We start from the raw sequence: 22,368 nt of genomic DNA on the forward strand, positions 1-22,368 counted from the left end.
CGATCGAAGGCTAACCAAGTCCCGCCAAACGGAGGAGAACAAACATGAAGACAACAATACGATTTGCGGTGCTCGCCGCCACTGTTCTGGGCAGCGCCGGCATGGCCTCGGCGAGCTCGATCCCCGGCATGCGCGGGCACGACCATACCGGCATCACGGTTCCCGACATGAAGCAGGCGGTCGACTTCTTCACCGAGGTCGTCGGCTGCAAGAAGGCGATGTCGTTCGGCCCGTTCGCCGACGACAAGGGCACCTTCATGCAGGACCTGCTCGGCGTCGATCCGAAGGCTGTCATCGAGCAGGTCACCATGGTGCGTTGCGGCTATGGATCGAACATCGAGCTGTTCAAATATACCGCGCCCGACCAGAAGGATCTGACACCGAAAAACAGCGACATTGGCGGCTTTCACATCGCCTTCTATGTCGACGATGTCGCCGCGGCCAAGGCCTATCTCGATGGCAAGGGTGTCAAGACCAGGATGGGGCCGCTGCCGGTCAAGGAAGGACCCGCCGCCGGCCAGACCATCCTCTATTTCCAGGCGCCGTGGGGGCTGCAACTCGAGGCGATCAGCTATCCCTCGGGCATGGCTTATGAGAAGGGTGCCGAGACCGTGCTGTGGAGCCCGAAGAATCCGGAGAAATGATCTCTCGCGGCGCGCTTGCAGGATGTCCCGGCAAGCGCGCCACCCACGCTCGCATAATCATTTCGATATAAAACTTTAAGCTTGAAATATCCTACCTCCGGCGCGATACTGAGGCATAGCAAGCGAAGAGGAGATCGCACAGATGAAGGTTGCGGTTCTCGGCGGCGGACCAGCCGGCCTCTACTTTGCCATTTCGATGAAGCTGAGGGACGCCGCGCACGACGTGACGGTTTTCGAGCGCAACCGCGCCGACGACACGTTCGGCTGGGGCGTGGTCCTGTCGGCCGAGACGCTCGACAATCTTGCTGAGAATGATCCGGTCAGCGCCGTCTGGATCAAGAAGCATTTTGCCTATTGGGACGACATCGCCGTCATCCATGACGGCGTGCGCACGGTCTCGTCGGGGCACGGCTTCTGCGGCATCGGCCGCAAGCGGCTGCTGGTCCTCTTGCAGCGCCGCGCGCGCGAACTCGGCGTCAAGCTGATGTTCGAAACCGACATCGCCGATCCCCGCCCTTATATGGAGACGCATGACCTGGTCGTCGCCGCCGACGGACTGAACTCAAGGGCGCGCAACACGTTCGTCGATATCTTCAAGCCCGACATCGACACCCGCAAATGCAAATTCGTCTGGCTCGGTACCAACCAGAAATTCGACGACGCCTTCACCTTCATCTTCGAGAAGACCGAGCATGGCTGGGTGTGGGCGCACGCCTACCAGTTCGACAGCGAGACCGCGACCTTCATCGTCGAATGCAGCGAACAGACCTGGGCCGCCTTCGGCTTCGGCGCGATGTCGCAGCAGGAGTCCATCGCGGTGTGCGAGCGCATCTTTGCCAAGCATCTTGGCGGCCACGCGCTGATGACCAACGCCAACCATATCCGTGGCTCGGCCTGGATCAACTTCCCGCGCGTGCTGTGCGAGCGCTGGTCCTACAAGAATCTGGCGCTGATGGGCGACGCGGCGGCCTCGGCGCATTTCTCGATCGGCTCCGGCACCAAACTGGCGCTGGAAAGCGCGGTGGCGCTGGCCGATTATGTCGAGACCGAACCGGACCTCGAGGCCGCCTTCCGTAAATATGAGGACGCCCGCCGCACCGAGGTGCTGAAGCTGCAGTCGGCGGCGCGCAATTCGCTGGAATGGTTCGAGGAGGTCGAGCGCTATCTCGGCCTCGATCCGGTGCAGTTCAACTATTCGCTTTTGACCCGCTCGCAACGCATCAGCCACGAGAATCTGCGGCTGCGCGATGCCGAATGGCTGGGCGGCGCCGAAGAATGGTTCCAGCGCCAGGCGGGTGCCGGTGGCAACAGGCTGCGCCGGGCGCCGATGTTCGCGCCGTTCAAGCTGCGCGACATGCGGCTGCAAAACCGCGTCGTCGTCTCGCCGATGGCGCAGTACAAGGCTGTCGACGGCTGCCCGACTGACTGGCATTTCACGCATTATGCCGAGCGCGCCAAGGGCGGCGCCGGGCTCGTCTATATCGAGATGACCTGCGTCAGCCCGGAAGGGCGCATCACGCCCGGCTGCCCCGGTTTCTACGCGCCCGAGCATGAGGTGGCGTGGAGGCGACTGGTCGACTTCGTCCATACCGAGACCGAAGCGAAGATCTGCGCGCAGATCGGCCATTCCGGCGCCAAGGGTTCGACCCGGCTCGGCTGGGAAGGAACAGACGTGCCGCTGGCATCAGGCAACTGGCCAGTCATGGCGGCATCCGCCGTGGCGTGGTCGCCGCAGAATCAAGTGCCGAAGGCGATGGACCGCCCCGACATGGACAGAGTGCGCGACGAGTTCGTGGCTTCGGCGCAGATGGCCGATCGCTGCGGCTTCGACATGTTGGAGATCCACGCCGCCCATGGCTATCTCCTGTCGTCCTTCATCACGCCGGTCACCAACCGCCGCACGGACGCCTATGGCGGTTCGCTGGAAAACCGTATGCGCTATCCCCTCGAGGTTTTCCACGCGGTGCGCGCCGCCTGGCCGGCGCACAAGCCGATCTCGATGCGTATTTCTGCCAATGACTGGGTCGGCATCGAAGGCGTGACACCCGCCGACGCGGTCGAGATCGCGCGGCTGTTGCATGAGGCCGGCGTCGACATTTGCGACGTCTCGGCAGGACAAACTTCGGTGCTGGCAAAGCCGGTCTATGGCCGCATGTTCCAGACGCCGTTTTCCGACCGCATCCGCAACGAAGTCGGCATGGCGACGATGGCGGTCGGCAACATCTACGAGCCGGACCATGTCAATTCGATCCTGATGGCCGGCCGCGCCGATCTGGTGGCGCTGGCACGGCCGCATCTCGCCGATCCCTACTGGACGCTGCATGCGGCGGTGTCGCTCGGCGACCGCAGCGTCAAATGGCCTGATCCCTATCTGCCCGGGCGCGACCAGATCTACCGGCTGGCCGAGCGCGATGCGGCGGCGGGGCTGAAAGTATGAGTATTTTTCGTTCGCCACGCTGCCCCTCATCCGCCTGCCGGCACCTTCCCGCAGCATGCAGGGGGGCGTCGCGCATGCATGGTCTTGCACTGCGCTGGTCGACCCCCACTCCGTCTCGGCTTCGCCGATCCACCTCTCCCCCGATCGACGGGGGAGAGGAACGGTGCGACCCCTCTGCCGCCGATGCTCGTCTCATGAGGCTCCCTTCCTTTCCCTCCGGAGGAGGGAAAGGTGGCGTTGCGAAGCAACGACGGATTGGGGGAACCACCTGGCAACCAAGCATCGGGCCAATCGCCAGTCCCAGAATGTCTGTGCATGTCATGGCTTCGATCTGGCGCAAGAGGCAGCGCCGACCTTCGAGGATTGCCACATGATCGCGGGCAAGCACGCACTGGTCACCGGCGGCGGCTCCGGCGTCGGCCGGGCAATCGCGCTGGCACTGGCCGGCGCCGGCGTTGACGTGACCATCTGCGGCCGGCGGGAAACGGAGCTCGCAAAGGTCGCGGGCCAAAGCGGCCGCATCTTCGGCATTACCGCCGATGTCACGAGCGAGACCGAAACGGCGGCGCTCTACGCGCAGGCTGAAGCCGCGCGCGGGCCGTTCGATATCGTCATTGCCAATGCCGGCATGGCCGGCAGCACGCCAGCGCACAAGATCCCGCTGGCCGACTGGCAGCGGACGCTCGACGTCAATCTGACCGGCGCCTTCCTGACGGTGAAACCGGCGCTGGCCGGCATGGCCGCGCGCAAGGCAGGCCGCATCGTGTTCATCGCCTCCACGGCAGGTCTGAAGGGCTACGCCTATGTCGCGCCCTACGTCGCGGCCAAGCATGGCGTCGTCGGCCTGATGCGGGCGCTGGCCGCCGAGACGGCGAAATCCGGTGTCACCGTCAACGCCGTGTGCCCAGGCTTCGTCGAGACCGACATGCTGGAGGAGTCCATCCAGCGCATCGTCGAAAAGACCGGCCGCTCGGCAGAACAGGCGCGGGCCAGTCTTGCCTCGACCAATCCGCAAGGCCGTTTCATCCAGCCCCGGGAAATTGCCGAAGCCGTGCTTTGGCTGTGTGGCGATGCGGCAGCGTCGATCACCGGACAGGCGATTTCGATCTCGGGAGGTGAAACATGATAGCCGGCCCCCTGCCCCTGCCATCGGGACCCGGCAAGGACCGGCTGCGCCTGTGGATCAGGCTGCTGCGCGCGTCGCGCACGATCGAGGCCGAACTGCGCGAGCGCCTGAAGAAGGAATTCGACACGACGTTGCCGCGTTTCGACGTCATGGCAGCACTTTACCGCGCGCCGGAGGGCATGCTGATGAGCGACCTGTCGCGCTTCCTGCTGGTGTCCAACGGCAATGTCACCGGTATTGTCGACCGGCTGGTTTCGGAAGGGCTGGTGGCGCGCGCGCGCCGCAATGGCGACCGCCGCACCTCGATGGTTCGGCTGACCGAGGACGGTACGAAGTCCTTTGCCATCATCGCCGCCGCGCATGAGGGCTGGATCGGCGAATTGCTGGGCAAGGTCAGCGAGGAGGATGCGCGCCGGCTGACCGGCATGCTGACCTCGTTCCGCAGCAACTGGGAGGGACGCGAATGACCGCAATGGCCGGCCTCAAGCCGACGCATTTCCTGTGGGAGGTCGAGGGCAGGATCGCCAAGGTCCGGCTTGACCGGCCGGAGCGCAAGAACCCGCTGACCTTCGACAGCTATGCCGAGCTGCGCGACACGTTCCGAGATCTCGTCTATGCCAACGACGTCGACGCCGTGGTGTTCCTCTCCAATGGCGGCAATTTCTGCTCCGGCGGCGATGTCCACGACATTATCGGTCCGCTGGTCAAGATGGACATGAAGCAGCTCTTGGCCTTCACCCGCATGACCGGCGATTTCGTCAAGGCGATGCTGAATTGCGGCAAGCCGATCATCGCCGCGGTCGACGGCGTGGCGGTCGGCGCCGGCGCCATCATCGCCATGAGTTCGGATATCCGCATCGCCACGCCGGAAGCCAAGACAGCGTTCCTGTTCACCCGCGTCGGTCTCGCCGGCTGTGACATGGGCGCCTGCGCGATCCTGCCGCGCATCATCGGCCAGGGCCGCGCCGCCGAACTGCTCTACACCGGCCGAACCATGACAGCGACGGAAGGCGAGCGCTGGGGGTTCTATAACAGGCTGGTAGCGGCAGACGTACTTGAGACCGACGCGCTCGACATGGCCGCCCGCATCGTCTCCGGCCCGACCTTCGCCCACGGCATCACCAAGACGCAGCTCAACCAGGAATGGTCGATGGGCCTCGATCAGGCGATCGAGGCGGAAGCACAGGCGCAGGCGATCTGCATGCAGACGCGCGATTTCGAACGGGCGTATCGGGCTTTCGTGGCCAAGGAAAAGCCGGTGTTCGAGGGGAATTGAGGATGAGCGGACTATCGGAGACGTTGGCGGGACAGCGCCCCCCTCTGTCCTGCCGGACATCTCCCCCTCTAGGGGGGAGATCGGCTGTCGCGTACGCTTTCGCAAATCGCCAACGTCGCGGGAAGGGCACCGGCGCCGGCACTGCCAATCTCCCCACTAGAGGGGGAGATGTCCGGCAGGACAGAGGGGGGCGCCGTAGAGCGCAAGGCTCGAAGTACTGCGGAGGCACAAATGCCTGACCGCTCCTTCCTCAACTGGCCCTTCTTCGAAAGCCGCCATCGCGAACTCGCCGGGCATCTGGACGCCTGGTGCGCGAAAAACCTGCCGGTTGACCACCACGACGTCGACGCCGCCTGCCGCGAGCTGGTCGCGAAACTGGGCAGGGACGGCTGGCTGAAGCCGACGGCGCTCGATACGGACAACCCCGCACCACTCGACGTGCGCGCCCTGTGCATCACGCGCGAGACGCTGGCCCGCCACGATGGCCTCGCCGATTTCGCTTTCGCCATGCAAGGTCTCGGCACCGGCGCGCTCAGCCTGTTCGGGACGCCGGGCCAGCAGCAATGGCTTTCAAAGACACGGGACGGCAAGGCGATCTCAGCCTTCGCCCTATCGGAACCGCGTTCGGGATCTGATGTCGCCAACATGGAGATGACGGCGACCCGTGACGGCCATAGCTACGTTCTCACGGGCGAAAAAACCTGGATTTCGAATGGCGGCATTGCCGATCTCTATGTCGTCTTCGCCCGCACCGGAGAGGCGCCGGGTGCCAAGGGGCTATCCGCTTTTCTCGTGCCTGGCGACGCCGAGGGGCTTGGCATTGCCGAGCGCCTTGAAGTGATCGCGCCGCATCCGCTGGCGCGGCTTTCGTTCGATCATGTCCGGTTGCCGGCCTCGGCGCTGATCGGCAAGCCGGGCGACGGTTTTCGCATCGCCATGTCGGTGCTCGACGTGTTCCGCTCGACCGTCGGCGCGGCGGCACTCGGCTTTGCCCGCCGCGCGCTCGATGAAAGCATCAAGCGGGTGGCCGAACGCAAATTGTTCGGCGCGCCGATGGCCGAGTTGCAGATGGTGCAGGGCCATGTCGCCGACATGGCGCTCGACGTCGATGCCGCGGCGCTTCTGGTCTATCGCGCCGCCTGGACCAAGGACATGGGCGCTGCGCGGGTGACGCGCGAGGCGGCGATGGCCAAACTGTTCGCCACCGACAAGGCGCAGGAGGTGATCGACGAAGCGGTGCAGCTGCATGGCGGCGATGGTGTCCGCAAGGGCCATATCGTCGAGAGCCTGTATCGCGAGATCCGCGCGCTGCGAATCTACGAGGGCGCATCGGACGTGCAGAAGGTTGTGATCGCACGGCAAGTAATGGGCGCGGCCTGAACAGGTCGTGACCACGGACTGAAATGTTTTCGAGACGGATATTGCGGACCCGATATTGGACAGGCGGAGAGACGACATGCACGAGATCCTGCAGCCGGAAGGCTGGGCAAAACCGGTCGGCTACGCCAATGGCGTGGCCGCGCGCGGCAGGCTCGTCTTCGTCGGCGGACAGGTCGGCTGGAACGGGCAATGCCAGTTCGAGACCGACGATTTCGCCGGCCAGGTGCGGCAGACGCTTCAGAACATCGTCGCGGTGCTGGCCGAGGCCGGCGCGGAGCCACGGCACATCACCTCGATGACCTGGTATTTTACCGACAAGGCCGAATATCTCGGCAACCTCAAGGGGATCGGCGAGGCCTATCGCGAGGTGATCGGCCGGCATTTTCCAGCGATGGCCGCCATGCAGGTGGTGGCGCTGGTCGAGGACCGCGCCAAGGTAGAGATCCAGGCGACCGCCGTTATTCCGGAATAAACGCCCATCGCTTCGTCATCCTGGGGCGAAGCAAGGAGCGCAGCGACGCGGCGCAGACCCCAGGATCCATGCCGTGAAATCAAAGCGTTGCAGCGGTCCGGAATTCTGCTCCGCCGCACTCCGTCGCTAAGATCGCGGCATGGATCCCAGGGTCTCCGCGACGGAGCTTCGCTCCTGCTCCGCCCAGGGATGACGACGTTGAAATCCTGGCTAGGCCACCGATCATCCCCTTGGCATCGCTGCTACCCGCGAAGCCCGGCCTGCCTGAGCAACGGCAGTACGTGGTCGCAGAAATAGGGCAATTCCCTGGTGTAGTTGACGAAGGACAGGGCGATGCCTTGATAGCCGTGCTCCGCAATGGCGGCCATTTCGGCGACGATCGTCTGCGGCGTTCCAACCAGCGGATAGGTGCCGGCGCCGCCGGCGAAACGCTGCCGGTAGCGGTCATAGGCATGCGGGTCGTGCGACTGCGAGAATTCCTTCTTGCCGGCCATATGCGCATCGACCGCCTCGTGATCGGCCAGATCGACGGCATATCTGTTGTAATAGGCCTGCGCCTCTTCCATGGTCGGACGGCAGACGACATGGGCCACGGTGTAGACGCCGACCTGCCGACCAACCTTGTCGGCTCGCTCGCTGATGTCGGCGACATGCTTGCCGGCATCGGCCATCTCGGAAAAGGTCGTGAACAGGTAGTCGCAATGGGCCGCGGCGAAATCGCGGCCGGGGCCGCCGAAAGCGGCGTTCATGGTCACGGGGCGCGGAACCTGCAGGCTGGCCGGCCGGCTAACCGCCTCCTTGAGGTGATAATAGGTGCCTTCGTAGTCCAGCGGCTCCGCCGATGCATAGAGCTTCTCGAGGATCTCGATCCATTCGGCCGCCTGGTCGTAGCCCTTCTCGACCAGCGGCGTGCCGAACATGCCGAATTCCTTCGGGTTCCAGCCGCAGACGATGTTCAGGCCGGCCCGGCCCTGGCTGATGTGATCGACCGTCGCCAGCGCCTTGGCGGCATAGAGCGGATGCATCAGCGGCACGTGCACGGTCATGAACAGGCCGATCCGGTCGGTGGCCATGCTGAGTGCCGCCGCCCAGGTGAAGGTCTCGAAGGACCGCTCGCGCACCTTGTTGCGGCCGCCAAAGCCACGCCAGCGCGCGATCGGCAACATGAACTCCAGCCCGGCGCGATCGGCGATCCGGGCGGCCGTTAGATTGTCCTGCCAGCTCGCCGTCCAGCGTTCCGGCACATCCGATATGGCAAGGCCGCCATCGGCGTTGGTCGAGAAAACGCCAAGCTTCAGTTTGTTGGAGCCGTGCAGCGGATGTGCTTTGTTCATGTCGCGACCTCCCGGCGAAGATCGCACGCTACGGCTCCGCGAAAATATTTCAAGCATGAAATAGCTTAGCCCTGCCCCGGTTTGCCGATATGAATTTGGCGAGATGAGAAAAGGAATAGGCATGAGCGAGTTCCGCCAGAATTGCATCGGCAAGGCCAACCTCATCGGCTCCTTCGCTGCCATTCCTCACCCGGTCGCGGTCGAAGTGATGGCGCTGTCCGGCCTCGACTTCCTCTGCATCGACTGGGAGCATGCCCAGATCTCACGCGACATCATCGAGACCATGGTGCGCGCCGCCGATGTCCACCGCGTGCCGGCGATGGTGCGCGTTCCCGGCCACGCGCCCGAAGCCATCCAGGCGGCGCTGGACAGCGGCGCGCAAGGCGTGCTGGTGCCACGCGTCTCGACACCGGCACAGGCGGCAATGGCCGTGAAAGCATCCCGCTATCCGCCACGGGGCGAGCGCGGCGTCGGACCCGGCCGCGCGGCCGGTTATGGCTATCGCATTCCCGAATATCTGGCCGGCGCCAATGACAGGATCGTCGTGGCGGTCCAGGTCGAGACTTCAGAGGGATTGGCCAACATCGAGGCGATCGCTGATGTCGACGGCGTCGACGTGATCTTCGTCGGCCCCGGCGATCTCTCCGTGTCGATCGATGCGATCGGACCGAAGGGCGCCGACAAGCTCACGGACGCGATCCGCAGGATCGTCGGCGTGACGATCGCGCACGACAAGACCTCCGGCATATTCTGCGCCAGCCCGCAGGCCATCGGCCAATGGGCGGCAATCGGCGCCAGCTTCTTCGTCCTGGCCAGCGACACGATGTACCTGGGTGCGGGCGCCGCGGCCAATTATGCCGCCGCCCGGGCCGAACTGGCGCGGGAGGACCCGCGCTAGCGCCCGGTTGCGCAAGCGATCAAGCCAGGAAACTTTTTAAGCTTAAAACTTTTGCCTTGAAAAGCGCCGCGCTTTGGATAAGCATTCAGGATGGATGGCGACTGTCGGCCTGGAGGGCTTTACGGGCAGTCATCATGGTGCTCCGGGTGGGAGGGGTTTCAGTCCTTGTCGTTTGTGCAGCCCCAATCATCGACCAGCGCGCGCTACGCTTTCGATGGTGCGCGCGCTCAGCTCCACGACCTGCGTACCGAGACCATCGCCAACCTTTCGCGCGTGAATGCGTATGCGACCGCGACAAAATCGCGGCTGCGCTCGAGCGCATGGCCGCCATCATGAACTGACGCCCCGCTGGGAGGCGGGACGGCAAGAACCGTGCGGGCCAGCCCGCCCGATCAACAACCAGAGGGAACACCCCAGAGGGACCACCAATGAAGCTCAACCGTCGCAATCTCATCCTTGTCGCCGCGGCAATCGGCATCGCGGCCGGACCGGCAACCGCCTATGCCGCCGATGTGCTCAATGTCGGCGCCTACCCGACCAATCCGCCCTTTGAATACAAGAACGAGAGCGGCACGTTCGAGGGTTTCGAAGTCGACATCGTCAACGAGGCGGCCAAGCGCGCCGGCATGACCACCGACATCGCCGATCTCGGCTTTCAGGCGCTGTTCGCCGCGACCACTTCGAAGCGCATCGACGTCGCCATCTCCTCGATCACCATCACGCCGGAGCGGCTGAAGTCGCAGTCGTTCACCCAGCCCTATTATGATTCCGACATGGGTATCGCGACCAAGACCGACAGCGCGGTCAACGCCGAGGCGGACCTCAAGGGCAAGATCGTCGGCGTGCTCTCGGGCTCGACCGGCGAGACCTGGGTCAAGGCGCATCAGGAAGCCGACGGCTTCAGCGATGTAAAGGGCTATGACACGCAGCAGAACCTTTTGCTCGACCTCAGCGCCGGCCGTGTCGACGCCGCCGTCAGCGACATTCCCGGCATGGAATATTCCTTCACCAAGATGAAGGACCTGAAGGTCAAGCAGCGCATCAAGACCGGCGAGCAGTACGGCCTGATGATGACCAAGGATCATCCGCTGCTCGGCAAACTCAACGACGCGCTGACGGCGATGAAGAAGGACGGCACGTTGGCCGCGATCCACAAAAAGTGGTTCGGCAGCGACGCCCCTGCCGATTCCTCGACCGTCAAGGAAATGCCTATGCCCAAGGCCTGAGCGGCGGCCAGACGGAATGCGTGCCGGGCCCAAAGGGGTCGGCACGTCCCGTTTTTCACGCATGACTTTCCCGGGACCAGCATCCGTTCGGCACAGCCGATCTTGATGTTCCGGGTCGGGCTCTGGCGTCAGATGACGCAACACCGTTCGGGAATGCCCTGATGTCGCTGATCGACACTTTCTTCAACGCCGACGTCATCGCGTCGAGCCTGCCGGCGTTGCTGCGCGGCTTCCTGAACACGCTGCTGCTCGGTCTGCTCAGCATCGGCATCGGCATTCCCATCGGCCTGGTGATCAGCCTGTTGCGGCTCTATGCGCCGAAGCCGCTGCGCTGGCTGGCGGTCGGTTACACCGACATTTTCCGCGCCTTGCCGGTCCTCGTCGTGCTGATCCTGATCTATTACGCGCTGCCTTTCCTCGGCATACGCCTGTCGTCCTGGGCGTCGGCGGTGACCGCGTTCGCCATCATCATGTCGGCCTATTCGGCCGAAGTGTTCCGCTCCGGCATAGAGAGCATTCCGCGCGGCCAGTTCGAGGCGGCGCAGGCGCTTGGCCTGCCGTTCCTTTTGACCTTGCGCAAGGTGGTGCTGCCGCAGGCGGTGCGCGTCGTCATCCCGCCGATGACCAGCAACTGCGTCTCGATGTTCAAGGACACGTCGCTGGCCTCCACCGTGGCGCTGCCGGAACTGCTCAAGGAAGCGACCAATGCACAGTCGCTCTACGCCAATCCCTCGCCGCTGATCGGCGCGGCGCTGGTCTATCTCATCTTCCTTTGGCCGATGGTTCGTCTCGTCAGCCTCCTTGAAGCCCGCTTCAAGGACGAGAAGGCCCGCTGACCATTCACCACCCCGCAAGCACTTCGCAGGAGATATCCTTGAGCAACTCCCAGGTCACCGGCGGCTTTCCCGTCGACACCATCCGCGCCATGTTTCCCGCCCTGCAGCGGGCTGGCGATTTCATCTTCATGGACAACGCCGCCGGGGCGCAGATTCCGCAAAGCGTGCTCGACGCGGTGACCAACCACCTGGTCTCGCACAATGTGCAGCGCGGCGGCCGCTATGGCCGCAGCGTCACCGTCGACCAGTCGGTCGCCGATGCGCGGACAAGCGTCGCACTGTTGATCAATGCTTACAGCCCGGCGGAAATCTGCTTCGGCATGAACGCCACCTCCTTCATCCGCCTGGTCAGCCTCGGCATCGGCCAGATGCTTGGAGAACGCGACGAGATCGTCATCACCGACATGGACCACGACGCCAACATCGCCACCTGGCTGGCGCTGGAATCGGCCGGCGCCAAATTCAAGTGGTGGCGCATGCGTGAGGATGGCAATCTGCATGTCGACGATCTCAAGCCGCTGGTTTCGGACCGCACTCGGCTGGTCGCCTGCACGGTGACGGCGCACTCGATCGGTTCGATCGTCGATGTCGCGTCGGTGGCGCAAATCGCCCACGCCGCCGGCGCCGAAGTGTTCCTCGACTGCGTGCATTACGGGCCGCATGGGCTGATCGACGTGCAGGCCTGGGGCTGCGACTATCTCGTCTGCTCCGGATACAAGAATTTCTCGCCGCATATGGGCTTCCTGTGGGGCCGCTTCGAGACGCTGAAGCGGCTGCCGACCTTCCGCGAGGATTTCATTCCGGACGAGCCGCCATACAAGGTCGAGGCGGGCACCTTCATCTACGAGAACGTGTCGGGCATGGATGCCGCCGTGCAGTATCTGGAACTGATCGGCCGCAATCTGGCGCCCTCCAACAACCGCTCGCGACGCGAAAACATCGTCGCCGGCATGGGCGCTATCCGCGATTATGAGCTGGTGCTGGCGCGCGAGATGATGGGCGTACTGAAGGATTGCGGCGCGACCATCTACGGGGTCGCCGACGAGGCGCGCATCAACGAGCGCGTGCCGACCTTCTGCTTCAATATCGGCAAGCTGTCGCCGCAGCGGATCGTCGAGGAAATGGCCGAGATGCAGATCGGCATCCGCGACGGCCACATGTACGCGCCGCGGCTGATGAAGCGCCTCAACCTGTCGATGGACAGCGGCGCCATCCGCGCCTCGCTGGTGCACTACAATACGATCGAGGAGGTGCAAAAATTCGGCGAGGCTTTGCGCGCCATCATCGCCAAGCTGTCGTAATGAGTCAGGCTCGCGGCAATCGCACCGATCGATCCGGGCCGTCGCGCTGCCCCTCATCCGCCTGCCGGCACCTTCTCCCCGTATAGTGACGGGGAGAAGAGGCTGGCCGCACCCTCGGCACCCTGCTCGCAATCTTGGTGGTGGCGAAACCGGCCGTGAGAGCGTTTTTCTCCCGGTCACTATACGGGGAGAAATGTCCGGCAGGACAATGAGGGGCGGCGCTGACGTCGGCCATTTGCATGGCTTGCGACCTTAGGCGGCCTTCTTCTTCGCCAGCCTCGCCTTGATGCTCGCCACGTCGGCGCGCGGTGTCGCGGCGAACAGCGTCCTGGTGTAGCTGTGCTTGGGGTCGGCGAAGACCTCGTCGCGCGGGCCGTATTCGACCGCCTCGCCGAAATACATCACCATCACGTCGTCGGCGATGTAGCGCACCACCGACAAATCGTGGCTGATGAAGACATAGGTCAGCTGGAATTCGTCCTGCAGGTCGGCGAGCAGGTTGAGCACCTGCGCCTGCACCGAGAGATCGAGCGCCGAAACCGGCTCGTCGAGCACCAGCAGGCTTGGGTTGAGCATCAGCGCACGGGCAATGGCGATGCGCTGGCGCTGGCCGCCCGAGAACATGTGCGGGTAGCGGTTATAGTGCTCGTGACCGAGGCCGACCTTCTTCAGCATCTTCATGGCGAGGTCACGCCGTTCGGCGGCTGGCTTGTCGGTGTTGATGAGCAGCGGCTCGCCCAGCACATCGCCGATCTTCTGGCGCGGATTGAGCGATCCGTAAGGGTTCTGGAAGACGATCTGCACCTTGCGGCGCATCTCCTTCGTCAATCCGCCTTTGGCGATATCAACCTTGTTGCCGTCGATGAAGAGCTCGCCCGACGTCGCGGGATCGATCAAGGTGATGATGCGGGCGAGCGTGGACTTGCCGCAGCCGCTTTCGCCGACGATGGCCAGCGTCTTGCCCTTGTCCACCGTGAAGGAGACGCCCTTGACGGCATGCACGGTGCGCGGCCCGGAGAACAGGCCGCCGCCGATATGGTAGTCGCGAACGATGTTCTTGCCTTCAAGGACGGTGGTGCTCATGCCGAGGCTCCCGCTGCCGAAGGGGCAGGCTCGAACAGCATGTCGGACACAGTCGGCAGCCGGTCGCCGACGGCGTTTTCCGGCAGCGCCGACAGAAGCGCGCGCGTGTAATTGCTTTTCGGCGATTCAAACAGCGACAGCACGTCGGCCTCTTCCATCTTGCGGCCCTTGTACTGGACGATGACGCGATCGGCGGTCTCGGCCACCACGCCCATATTGTGGGTGATCATGATCAGGCCCATGCCGTATTTGGCCTGCAGCGAGACCAGGAGATCGAGGATCTGCTTCTGGATGGTGACGTCGAGCGCGGTCGTCGGCTCGTCGGCGATCAAGAGCTTCGGATTGCAGGCGATGGCAATCGCGATCATGACGCGCTGGCACTGGCCGCCCGACATCTGGTGCGGAAAAGAGCTCAGCCGTTCTTCCGGATCGGCAATGCCGACCAGCTTCATCAGCTCGATGGCGCGCGCCCGGCGCTGGGCGCGATCCATGCCCATGTGAAAGCGCAACACTTCCTCGATCTGGAAGCCGACGGTGAAGCATGGATTGAGGCTGGCGATCGGCTCCTGGAAGATCATCGAGATGTCCTTGCCGACGATCTTGCGGCGTTCGGACGGGCTGAGCTTCAACAGGTCGACACCATCGAAAGCCATACGGTCGGCCTTGACCGTCGCGGTGTTGGGCAACAGCCCCATCACCGCCAGCATCGAAACCGACTTGCCGGAGCCGGACTCGCCGACGATCGCCAGCACCTCGCGCGGCTCGACCGAAAGGTCGATGCCTTGCACGGCCATGAACGGTCCGGCGGCGGTGTCGAAGGAAACGGTGAGGTTCTTGATCTCGAGCAGGGACATGCTCACGACCTCTTCAACTTGGGGTCGAGCGCGTCGCGCAGGCCGTCGCCGATCAGGTTGATGGCAAAGACGGTGATGAGGATGGCAAGGCCCGGGAAGGTCACCACCCACCAGGCGCGCAGGATGAACTCGCGCGCTTCGGCAAGCATGGTGCCCCATTCCGGCGTCGGCGGCTGCGCCCCCATGCCGAGAAAGCCGAGGGCGGCCGCCTCGAGGATGGCGTTGGAGAAGGACAGCGTCGCCTGCACGATCAGCGGGGCGATGCAGTTGGGCAGGATGGTGACCAGCATCAGCCTGAGATGGCTGGCCCCGGCGACCTTGGCCGAGACTACATATTCGCGGGTCTTCTCCGCCATCACGGCGGCGCGGGTGAGCCGGGCGAAGTGCGGCTGCAGCACGAAGGCGATGGCGATCATGGCATTGACGAGGCCTGGGCCGAGCACCGCGACCAGCACCAGGGCCAGCAGCAGCGACGGGAAAGCCAGGATGATGTCCATGATGCGCATGATCAGCGTGTCGACCCAGCCACGGCAGTAGCCGGCGAGCAGGCCGAGGATGACGCCGGAGATCAGTGCCGTGGTGACGACGACGAAGCCGATGGCGAGCGAGAATCGCGAGCCGTAAATCAGGCGCGAAAGCATATCGCGGCCGACGGCGTCGGTGCCGAGCAGGAACTGTGCGTTGCCGCCCGCCTGCCAGGCCGGCGGCGTCAGGAAGAAGTCACGGAACTGGTCATCAGGCGAATGCGGGGCGAGCAACGGCGCGAAGATGGCGATCAGGATCAGCAGGGCGAAGACGAAGAGGCCGATCACCGCGCCCTTGTTGATCGAGAAATAGTGCCAGAATTCGGCGAACATCTGCAGCCGCGCATCCTGCGGCTTGACGACGGTTGCGGCTTCGATGGTGGCTGGGCCTTCATTGGTCATTTCAATTCGCCCGGATGCGCGGGTTGATGACGGCATAGAGCACGTCGACGATAAGGTTCACCGACATGACGATCAGCGCGATCAAAAGCAACCCGCCCTGCACGGTGAAATAGTCGCGCTTGGAAATGGCATCAATCATCCACTTGCCGATGCCCGGCCACGAAAAGATGCTCTCGGTCAGGATGGCGCCGGTCAACAGCGTGCCGACCTGCAGGCCGATCGTGGTGACGACCGGGATCAGCGCGTTGCGGAAGGCATGCAGGCCGATGACGCGCCGCGGCGCCAGGCCCTTGGCGCGCGCGGTGCGCACATAATCCTCTCCCAGCACTTCGAGCATGGCCGAGCGGGTCTGCCTGGCGATGACCGCCAGCGGAATGGTGCCGAGCACGATGGTGGGCAAGATGAGGTGCGACACCGCCGAGCGGAAGGCGCCCTTCTGGCCCGAGATGAGGGAATCGATGGTCATGAAGCCGGTCACCGGCTTGAAGAAATAGAGAAGGTCGATGCGGCCCGAGACCGGCGTCCAGTGCAGCGTGCCGGAAAACACGATGATCAGCAGCAGCCCCCACCAGAAGATTGGCATGGAATAGCCGGCGAGCGCGGTGCCCATGGTCAGCTGGTCGAACCAGGAGCCGCGGCGGATGGCGGCGAAAATGCCGAAGGCGACACCGAAGATGACGGCGAAGATCATGGCGAAGATGGCGAGTTCGACCGTGGCCGGGAACCGCACCAGGAAATCCTTGAGCACCGGCGTCTTGGTTGAAAACGAGGTGCCGAAATCGCCGCCGAGGATATTGGTCAGATAGGTCAGATACTGTTGCCAGATCGGCAGGTCGAACCCGAACTGGTGCATCAGCGCCGTATGGCGTTCGGGCGACAGGCCACGTTCGCCCGCAAGCACCAGCACCGGATCGCCGGGCAGGATGCGCACGAAGCCGAAAGCGAGGATGGTTATCCCGATGAAGGTCGGGATGATGAGGGCGAGCTTGCCGAGGATATAACGCAGCATGGCGGGCGAGGTGGGGCGGCGCCTTGTGGCGCCGCCCCGTTTCGCGAACCTTATTCGGCGATATCGACGCCGTCAAAGCGATGGATACCGAGCGGATCCATCGCAAAGCCGGAGACGGTCTTCTGCATCGGCATGAACACCTTGGAGTGGGCGAGCGTTGCCCACGGTGCCTGCTCCTTGAAGATGACCTGGGCCTGTTCGTAGAGCTTGGTGCGCTCGGCCTGGTCGGAAACCGTCTTGGCCTTGTTGATGAGCGCATCGAAGTCCTTGTTGCACCATTCCGCGCGGTTGTTCGAACCGACGGAAGCGCAGCTCAGGAGCACGCCGAGGAAGTTGTCCGGATCGCCATTGTCGCCGGTCCAGCCGACGATGACGGCACCGTCGTGATCGACCGCGGAAGCGCGCTTGAGGTATTCACCCCAATCGTAGCTGACGATGTTGACGGTGACGCCGACCTTTGCGAAGTCCGCCTGGATCAGCTCGGCGGTGCGGCGCGCGTTCGGCATGTACGGGCGCGAGACGGGCATCGCCCAGACGTTCATCTTGAGGTCCTTCACGCCGGCCTCTTCAAGCATCTTCTTGGCGGCATCCGGATCGTACGGGTCGTCCTTCACGTCCTTGTTGTAGGACCACATGGTCGGCGGGATCGGGTTGATCGCCACCTGGCCGGCGCCCTGGAACACCGCGTCGATGATGGCCTTCTTGTTGATGGCCATGTTGAGCGCCTTGCGGACACGCACGTCGTCGAACGGTTTCTGCTGGGTGTTGTACATCAGCGCGCCGACGTTGAGGCCTTCCTGCTCCGCGACCGTCAGGTTCGCATCAGCCTGCAGGCCGGCAATGTCGGCCGGTGCCGGGTAGGACATGATGTTGCATTCGCCGGCCTTCAGCTTCTGCGCGCGCACCGCCGGATCGGTGGTGATGGCGAAGACCAGATCGTCGATCTTCTGCTTGCCGCCCCAATAGTCCGGGTTGGCCTTGTAGCGGATGGCGGCGTCAGTCTGGTAGTCGACGAAGATGAACGGCCCAGTGCCGACCGGCTTCTGGTTGAACAGTTCAGGCGTCTTGTCGGCCTGCAGCTTGTCGGCATATTCCTTCGAGACGATCGAGGCGAAATCCATGCCCAGGGTCGGAATGAAGGTGATTGCCGGTTCCTTGAGGGTGAACTTCACCGTCAGGTCGTCGACCTTCTCGACCTTGGTGATGTTGTCGCCGAACTGGTCATTGTAATACTGGTAGGCGATGCCCGGTATGTACTGGAACCAGGGGCCATTCTTGTCGACCTGGCGCTCGAAAGAGAACACCACGTCGTCGGCGTTCAGGTCGCGGGTCGGGGTGAAGTAGTCGGTGGGCGCGAACTTGACGCCCTTGCGCAGCTTGAAGGTATATTCCTTTCCGTCGTCGGAAATGGTCCAGCTGTCCGCCAGGCCGGGCGAGACCGAGGTCTTGCCGTGATCGAATTCGACAAGGCGATTGAACACGGTGCGCGAGGACGCGTCGAATGTCTGGCCCGCGGTATACGGCGCCGGGTCGAAACCCTCCGGCGACGCTTCAGCGCAATAGACCAGAGTTTTCGCGTTGGCCACGCCGCCCAGGACGCTTGCAGCCAGCAACGCGGCTGCAAAAGTCAATTTCTTCTTCATTGAGCACTCCCTGATGTTCTTCCAAGCCCCTCTATCAGGCTCGCGAAGCGCGCATATAAGCACCGTTTTTCCGGGTTTGGAACACCCCGTTTGCTTACCCCGCGGGAAGCAGGAAAAAAATCCGCAATTTTGCTAAATGGCAGAAAAAATTAGCACTTTTTTCTATTCACGATATTATTAACGACCGCATTTTTTTATTGATCAGACGTCCGGCGACAAGGGTGCCGCGCCCTGTATTCATCCGCCGCCGGTGCGGAAAGATGCCGTTCCAGCCGTGGCCGGCGGGAAAGGTTTTCGGCGGCAAATCTTTCGGCATCCTGCCGCTAGGGCAAGACTTGCACCGCCGCCGATAGAGGCAATACATAGATAGACAGCTGGCGGCAGCGGAGGGACGTCTCCATCAATCTGGAGGCGGCGCGGTAGGGCCCAGCGAGAACAGGCGACCAGGGTTGTCGAGGAGGAACGGGTGGCAAAAGCATCGAAGGCCCCGGTGAAAGCGTCCGTTAAGGCGAGGCCTAGACCAGCCGCAGGCGACGACGGGCAAGGCAAGGCCGCGGGCAAGGCCGCGACCGCGAAGACGGCGGCCGGCAAGAAAGCACCCGCGGCAAAAACCGTGGCCACCGCCAGGACCGCCGCGAAGCCGGCGTCGAAGGCCGCGCCGACAAAGGCACCCGCGACCAAGCCCGGATCGGGCAAGGCCGGAACGGGCAAAACCGCGACGACGAAGAGTTCGCCACCGGCGAAGACTGCACCGGTCTCCAAGCCAGCGACAGCGGCCAGCCAACGGCTGCCGAAGGCGCTCACCGAACTCGCCGCCGGCCTGCCGCAAAAGCCATGGCTCAACAGCTATCCCAAGAACATGCCGGCCGAGATCGGCGCCCTTCCCTACGGTTCCATCGGCGACTTCCTCGTTGGCGCCTGCAAGCAGTTCGCCGGCCAGCCGGCTTTCACGTGCATGGGCAAGTCCATCACCTACGCGCAGCTCGAACAGTCTTCGGCGGCCTTCGGAGCCTACCTGCAGTCCACAGGATTGCAGAAGGGCGCGCGTGTCGCCCTGATGATGCCGAACGTGCTGCAGTATCCCATAGCGATGATGGCGGTCGCCCGCGCCGGCTTTACGGTGGTGAACGTCAATCCGCTCTACACGCCGCGCGAACTGGAGCATCAGCTCAAGGATTCCGGGGCGCAGGCCATCGTCATCCTCGAGAACTTCGCCAACACCCTGCAGGCGGTCGTCGCCAGGACCTCGGTCAAGCACATCGTCGTCGCGGCCATGGGCGACCTGCTCGGCGGCCTGAAGGGCTCGATCGTCAATCTGGTCGTGCGCCGCGTCAAGAAGATGGTGCCGGCCTGGTCATTGCCTGGCCATGTCAAGTTCAACGCGGCCCTCAAGGCTGGCCGCGGCATGGCTTTCAAGCCGGCCACGGTGGCCGCCAGCGATGTCGCCTTTCTGCAATATACCGGCGGCACCACCGGAATCTCGAAAGGCGCGACCCTCTCGCACAGCAATGTGCTGGCCAATGTCGCGCAGAATGCGCTGTGGCTGCAGGACGCCTACACCGTCAAGCCAAAGCCGGCGCATCTCAACCTCGTCTGCGCACTGCCGCTCTACCATATCTTCGCGCTGACGGTGAATGCGCTGATGGGCATGCAGATGGGCGGCCAGAACATACTGATCCCCAATCCGCGCGACATTCCCGGCTTCGTCAAGGAAATGGGCAAGTATCCGATCCATATCTTTCCGGGCCTCAACACGCTGTTCAACGCGCTGCTCAACAATGAGGACTTTCGCAAGCTCGACTTCAAGCCGCTGCTCTTGACGCTTGGCGGCGGCATGGCGGTACAGAAGGGTGTCGCCGAGCGCTGGAAGGCGCTGACCGGTTGCCCCATCAGCGAAGGCTACGGTCTTTCGGAGACCTCGCCGGTGGCGACGGCCAACAAGTTCAGCTCCGGCGAGTTCACCGGCACTATCGGCCTGCCGCTGCCCTCGACCGAAATCGCCATTCGCGACGACGACGGCAACAACGTACCGCTGGGCGAAGTCGGTGAGATCTGCATCAGGGGACCGCAGGTGATGGCCGGTTACTGGAACCGGCCGGACGAGACCGCCAGGGTGATGACCAAGGACGGCTTCTTCAAGTCTGGCGACATGGGCTTCATGGACGATCGCGGCTTCACCAAGATCGTCGACCGCAAGAAGGACATGATCCTCGTCTCCGGCTTCAACGTCTATCCGACCGAACTCGAGGAAGTCGTGGCGGCGCATCCCGGCGTGCTCGAAGTGGCGGCGATCGGCGTGCCGGACGAGCATTCGGGCGAAGTGCCGAAACTGTTCATCGTCAAGAAAGACCCGGCCCTGACCGCCGAGGCCATCACCGCCTTTTGCCGCGAGAACCTGACCGGCTACAAGCGGCCCAGATACATCGAGTTCAGGACCGAATTGCCGAAGACGCCGGTCGGCAAGATCCTGCGGCGGGCGCTGCGCGAATAGTGGGTCTCGCCAACGACGATACGCCGGTCCGGCGCCCGCGCCTCGACCCGGCGGAATTCATCAAGGCGAACATGCGCCTGACATCGGTGCCGGCGCTTCCCGAAATCTGGCTTTATACCGCCCACCCGAGCAGCGGGCTGAGGCGCCTTGTCGAAGGCCATGACGCCGATTCGCAGGAGCCGCAGCCGCCCTATTGGGCCTATGCTTGGGCAGGCGGCGCCGTGCTGGCGCGCTATGTGCTGGACCATCCGGAGATCGTGGCGGGCCGCCGCGTGCTCGACCTTGGAGCAGGCTCCGGCATTGTCGGCATTGCCGCGGGAAAGGCCGGCGCGTGTGAGGTGATAGCCGCCGAGGTCGATCGGAACGGTGTTGCCTCGCTGGCGCTGAATGCAGCGGCCAATGGCGTCACGATCACGATAATGGGGAACGACATCACCACCGGGCCACCGCCCGCCGTGGACCTGGTGCTCGCCGGCGACGTGTTCTACGGACAAGGTGTCGCCTTGGGGATGATGCCTTTCCTCGACCGCTGCCTCGCCGTCGGCATCGAGGTGCTGGTCGGCGATCCGGGCCGGGCCTATCTGCCGCGCTCGCGGCTGCGGCTGCTTGCCGAATACAAGGTGCCGGATTTCGGCGAGGCGAAAGACGCCGCGCTGAAGCCGAGCGCTGTCTTTCGCCTCCAGCCCGAACAGTACGCCGCCCTGCCGATCAGACCGTCTCCTTGACCCGCGTCGAAAGGAAATCCGGCAGATCGGCAACCGAATCCAGGATGACATCGGCGATCTCGGCCAGCGATTCGCGCGTGCCGGTGCCGGAGAGCACGCCCACCGCCAGGCCGCAGCCGCCGGCACGCGCCATTTCGAGATCGTGCCTGTTGTCCCCGACCATGGCGATCTCAGACGGCTTGAGCCCCGTAAGATCGCAAAAGGCCTGGATGGTGTCGGGAGCGGGCTTGGGGTTGGCCACCGCGTCATAGCCATAGGCGGCTTCGAACAGTTGCGCGACACCCAGCGTGACAAGCGTCTTTTCCGCGCCGCTGGTCGAATCGTTGGTGGCGACGCCAAGCCGGTAGGATCGCCTGTGCAGCAGAGCCAGCGTGTCGGCGATGCCCGGCAGCGCCACCGCCATCGTCGAGCCCTGCACCGAGGTGATCTCGTTGAAACGGGCGACGGCCAGCATCTGGTCTTCGTTGGACAGGCGCGGGAACCACAGTTCGACAACGTCGAGATTGGTGCCGGAGGCAAAGATGGAATCGGGCTTGAAGCGCCGGTTGGCGAAATCGAAGCCCGCGGCCGCGAGCAGCCTGTCGGCTTTCCAGCGGTCGCCGTCGGCCGCGTCCATGGCCATGAAGTCGGCGACGCCGAGCCAGGTCGCGTTGAAGTCGACAAGCGTTCCGTCCTTGTCGAACAATATCCCCTTGATGTCAGCCAAG

General features: G+C 63.8%; 20 protein-coding genes. 13 read left to right on the forward strand and 7 right to left on the reverse strand.

Going from position 1 to position 22,368, the window contains the following annotated elements; all coding sequences use genetic code 11:
- Positions 1 to 44 precede the first annotated feature (44 nt).
- The 7 genes from FJ527_RS02195 to FJ527_RS02230 all read left to right on the forward strand — a co-directional run bounded on the left by FJ527_RS02195 (position 45) and on the right by FJ527_RS02230 (position 7,335).
- A complete protein-coding gene (locus FJ527_RS02195; RefSeq protein WP_140821470.1) occupies positions 45 to 644 on the forward strand; it encodes a VOC family protein in 600 nt (199 codons plus the stop codon).
- A gap of 142 nt (positions 645 to 786) precedes the next feature.
- Entirely contained in the window at positions 787 to 3,081 is a 2,295-nt protein-coding gene (locus FJ527_RS02200; RefSeq protein WP_140821472.1) for a bifunctional salicylyl-CoA 5-hydroxylase/oxidoreductase, read from the forward strand.
- 370 nt (positions 3,082 to 3,451) lie between these two features.
- Positions 3,452 to 4,207: an SDR family NAD(P)-dependent oxidoreductase gene (locus FJ527_RS02205; RefSeq protein ID WP_140821474.1), complete on the forward strand. Its 756-nt coding sequence runs from the start codon at positions 3,452 to 3,454 to the stop codon at positions 4,205 to 4,207.
- On the forward strand, positions 4,204 to 4,674 hold the full coding sequence (locus FJ527_RS02210; RefSeq protein WP_140821476.1) for a MarR family transcriptional regulator: 471 nt from the start codon (positions 4,204 to 4,206) through the stop codon (positions 4,672 to 4,674). The genes FJ527_RS02205 and FJ527_RS02210 overlap by 4 nt, the downstream gene beginning before the upstream one ends.
- Positions 4,671 to 5,483 (forward strand): enoyl-CoA hydratase family protein, encoded by an 813-nt coding sequence (locus FJ527_RS02215; protein WP_140821478.1) that lies wholly within the window; start codon positions 4,671 to 4,673, stop codon positions 5,481 to 5,483. Before FJ527_RS02210 ends, FJ527_RS02215 begins: the two co-directional genes overlap by 4 nt.
- Before the next feature lie 231 nt (positions 5,484 to 5,714).
- On the forward strand, positions 5,715 to 6,863 hold the full coding sequence (locus tag FJ527_RS02225) for an acyl-CoA dehydrogenase family protein (RefSeq protein ID WP_140821480.1): 1,149 nt from the start codon (positions 5,715 to 5,717) through the stop codon (positions 6,861 to 6,863).
- A 76-nt stretch (positions 6,864 to 6,939) separates the two neighbouring features.
- On the forward strand, positions 6,940 to 7,335 hold the full coding sequence (locus tag FJ527_RS02230; RefSeq protein WP_135916832.1) for a RidA family protein: 396 nt from the start codon (positions 6,940 to 6,942) through the stop codon (positions 7,333 to 7,335).
- Positions 7,336 to 7,577: 242 nt separating this feature from the next.
- On the opposite strand, the gene FJ527_RS02240 is transcribed toward FJ527_RS02230, so the two are convergent.
- Positions 7,578 to 8,669 (reverse strand): LLM class flavin-dependent oxidoreductase, encoded by a 1,092-nt coding sequence (locus tag FJ527_RS02240; protein ID WP_140723096.1) that lies wholly within the window; start codon positions 8,667 to 8,669, stop codon positions 7,578 to 7,580.
- Between the two features lie 121 nt (positions 8,670 to 8,790).
- Here FJ527_RS02240 and FJ527_RS02245 point away from each other — a divergent pair, with 121 nt between their 5' ends.
- From FJ527_RS02245 to FJ527_RS02260, 4 genes are all read left to right on the forward strand, one after another.
- The gene (locus tag FJ527_RS02245; protein ID WP_140821482.1) at positions 8,791 to 9,567 is read left to right on the forward strand and encodes an HpcH/HpaI aldolase/citrate lyase family protein; all 777 of its coding nucleotides are present in this window, start codon (positions 8,791 to 8,793) and stop codon (positions 9,565 to 9,567) included.
- Positions 9,568 to 9,995: 428 nt separating this feature from the next.
- Positions 9,996 to 10,793 (forward strand): ABC transporter substrate-binding protein, encoded by a 798-nt coding sequence (locus FJ527_RS02250; RefSeq protein WP_015314095.1) that lies wholly within the window; start codon positions 9,996 to 9,998, stop codon positions 10,791 to 10,793.
- 161 nt (positions 10,794 to 10,954) lie between these two features.
- Positions 10,955 to 11,629, forward strand: a complete 675-nt coding sequence (locus FJ527_RS02255; RefSeq protein WP_140614842.1) for an amino acid ABC transporter permease — start codon at positions 10,955 to 10,957, stop codon at positions 11,627 to 11,629.
- Positions 11,630 to 11,667: 38 nt separating this feature from the next.
- Complete coding sequence (locus FJ527_RS02260) at positions 11,668 to 12,930, forward strand: cysteine desulfurase-like protein (protein ID WP_181166265.1); 1,263 nt, start codon at positions 11,668 to 11,670, stop codon at positions 12,928 to 12,930.
- Positions 12,931 to 13,182: 252 nt separating this feature from the next.
- On the opposite strand, the gene FJ527_RS02265 is transcribed toward FJ527_RS02260, so the two are convergent.
- From FJ527_RS02265 to FJ527_RS02285, 5 genes are all read right to left on the reverse strand, one after another.
- Positions 13,183 to 14,013: a dipeptide ABC transporter ATP-binding protein gene (locus tag FJ527_RS02265; protein WP_140714153.1), complete on the reverse strand. Its 831-nt coding sequence runs from the start codon at positions 14,011 to 14,013 to the stop codon at positions 13,183 to 13,185.
- Positions 14,010 to 14,867 carry an ABC transporter ATP-binding protein gene (locus tag FJ527_RS02270; RefSeq protein ID WP_015314099.1) on the reverse strand — a complete coding sequence of 286 codons (858 nt, stop codon included), beginning with the start codon at positions 14,865 to 14,867 and terminating at the stop codon, positions 14,010 to 14,012. The genes FJ527_RS02265 and FJ527_RS02270 overlap by 4 nt, the downstream gene beginning before the upstream one ends.
- 2 nt (positions 14,868 to 14,869) lie before the next feature.
- Positions 14,870 to 15,724, reverse strand: coding sequence for an ABC transporter permease subunit (locus FJ527_RS02275; protein ID WP_174361976.1), 855 nt, complete (start codon positions 15,722 to 15,724; stop codon positions 14,870 to 14,872).
- 70 nt (positions 15,725 to 15,794) lie between these two features.
- On the reverse strand, positions 15,795 to 16,802 hold the full coding sequence (locus tag FJ527_RS02280) for an ABC transporter permease subunit (RefSeq protein WP_015314101.1): 1,008 nt from the start codon (positions 16,800 to 16,802) through the stop codon (positions 15,795 to 15,797).
- Positions 16,803 to 16,852: 50 nt separating this feature from the next.
- Complete coding sequence (locus FJ527_RS02285; RefSeq protein ID WP_015314102.1) at positions 16,853 to 18,445, reverse strand: ABC transporter substrate-binding protein; 1,593 nt, start codon at positions 18,443 to 18,445, stop codon at positions 16,853 to 16,855.
- A 466-nt stretch (positions 18,446 to 18,911) separates the two neighbouring features.
- On the opposite strand from FJ527_RS02285, the gene FJ527_RS02290 reads away from it, so the two are divergent.
- The gene (locus FJ527_RS02290) at positions 18,912 to 20,936 is read left to right on the forward strand and encodes a long-chain fatty acid--CoA ligase (protein WP_140821486.1); all 2,025 of its coding nucleotides are present in this window, start codon (positions 18,912 to 18,914) and stop codon (positions 20,934 to 20,936) included.
- A gap of 71 nt (positions 20,937 to 21,007) precedes the next feature.
- On the forward strand, positions 21,008 to 21,661 hold the full coding sequence (locus tag FJ527_RS02295; protein WP_246677677.1) for a 50S ribosomal protein L11 methyltransferase: 654 nt from the start codon (positions 21,008 to 21,010) through the stop codon (positions 21,659 to 21,661).
- Here the strand turns inward: FJ527_RS02295 and FJ527_RS02300 are convergent.
- Complete coding sequence (locus FJ527_RS02300; protein WP_015314105.1) at positions 21,645 to 22,367, reverse strand: HAD family hydrolase; 723 nt, start codon at positions 22,365 to 22,367, stop codon at positions 21,645 to 21,647. The two genes, FJ527_RS02295 and FJ527_RS02300, sit on opposite strands and share 17 nt — an antisense overlap.
- Position 22,368 lies beyond the last annotated feature (1 nt).

Source organism: Mesorhizobium sp. B2-4-18, from assembly GCF_006441385.1.
GTDB classification, from domain to species: Bacteria; Pseudomonadota; Alphaproteobacteria; order Rhizobiales; family Rhizobiaceae; genus Mesorhizobium; species Mesorhizobium australicum.

Bases quoted from the DNA above. Each gene is read 5' to 3' on its own strand.
- FJ527_RS02195 (WP_140821470.1), top strand. From the start codon at position 45: ATGAAGACAACAATACGATTTGCGGTGCTCGCCGCCACTGTTCTGGGC.
- FJ527_RS02200 (WP_140821472.1), top strand. From the start codon at position 787: ATGAAGGTTGCGGTTCTCGGCGGCGGACCAGCCGGCCTCTACTTTGCC.
- FJ527_RS02205 (WP_140821474.1), top strand. From the start codon at position 3,452: ATGATCGCGGGCAAGCACGCACTGGTCACCGGCGGCGGCTCCGGCGTC.
- FJ527_RS02210 (WP_140821476.1), top strand. From the start codon at position 4,204: ATGATAGCCGGCCCCCTGCCCCTGCCATCGGGACCCGGCAAGGACCGG.
- FJ527_RS02215 (WP_140821478.1), top strand. From the start codon at position 4,671: ATGACCGCAATGGCCGGCCTCAAGCCGACGCATTTCCTGTGGGAGGTC.
- FJ527_RS02225 (WP_140821480.1), top strand. From the start codon at position 5,715: ATGCCTGACCGCTCCTTCCTCAACTGGCCCTTCTTCGAAAGCCGCCAT.
- FJ527_RS02230 (WP_135916832.1), top strand. From the start codon at position 6,940: ATGCACGAGATCCTGCAGCCGGAAGGCTGGGCAAAACCGGTCGGCTAC.
- FJ527_RS02240 (WP_140723096.1), bottom strand. From the start codon at position 8,669: ATGAACAAAGCACATCCGCTGCACGGCTCCAACAAACTGAAGCTTGGC.
- FJ527_RS02245 (WP_140821482.1), top strand. From the start codon at position 8,791: ATGAGCGAGTTCCGCCAGAATTGCATCGGCAAGGCCAACCTCATCGGC.
- FJ527_RS02250 (WP_015314095.1), top strand. From the start codon at position 9,996: ATGAAGCTCAACCGTCGCAATCTCATCCTTGTCGCCGCGGCAATCGGC.
- FJ527_RS02255 (WP_140614842.1), top strand. From the start codon at position 10,955: ATGTCGCTGATCGACACTTTCTTCAACGCCGACGTCATCGCGTCGAGC.
- FJ527_RS02265 (WP_140714153.1), bottom strand. From the start codon at position 14,013: ATGAGCACCACCGTCCTTGAAGGCAAGAACATCGTTCGCGACTACCAT.
- FJ527_RS02270 (WP_015314099.1), bottom strand. From the start codon at position 14,867: ATGTCCCTGCTCGAGATCAAGAACCTCACCGTTTCCTTCGACACCGCC.
- FJ527_RS02275 (WP_174361976.1), bottom strand. From the start codon at position 15,724: ATGTTCGCCGAATTCTGGCACTATTTCTCGATCAACAAGGGCGCGGTG.
- FJ527_RS02280 (WP_015314101.1), bottom strand. From the start codon at position 16,802: ATGCTGCGTTATATCCTCGGCAAGCTCGCCCTCATCATCCCGACCTTC.
- FJ527_RS02285 (WP_015314102.1), bottom strand. From the start codon at position 18,445: ATGAAGAAGAAATTGACTTTTGCAGCCGCGTTGCTGGCTGCAAGCGTC.
- FJ527_RS02295 (WP_246677677.1), top strand. From the start codon at position 21,008: ATGCGCCTGACATCGGTGCCGGCGCTTCCCGAAATCTGGCTTTATACC.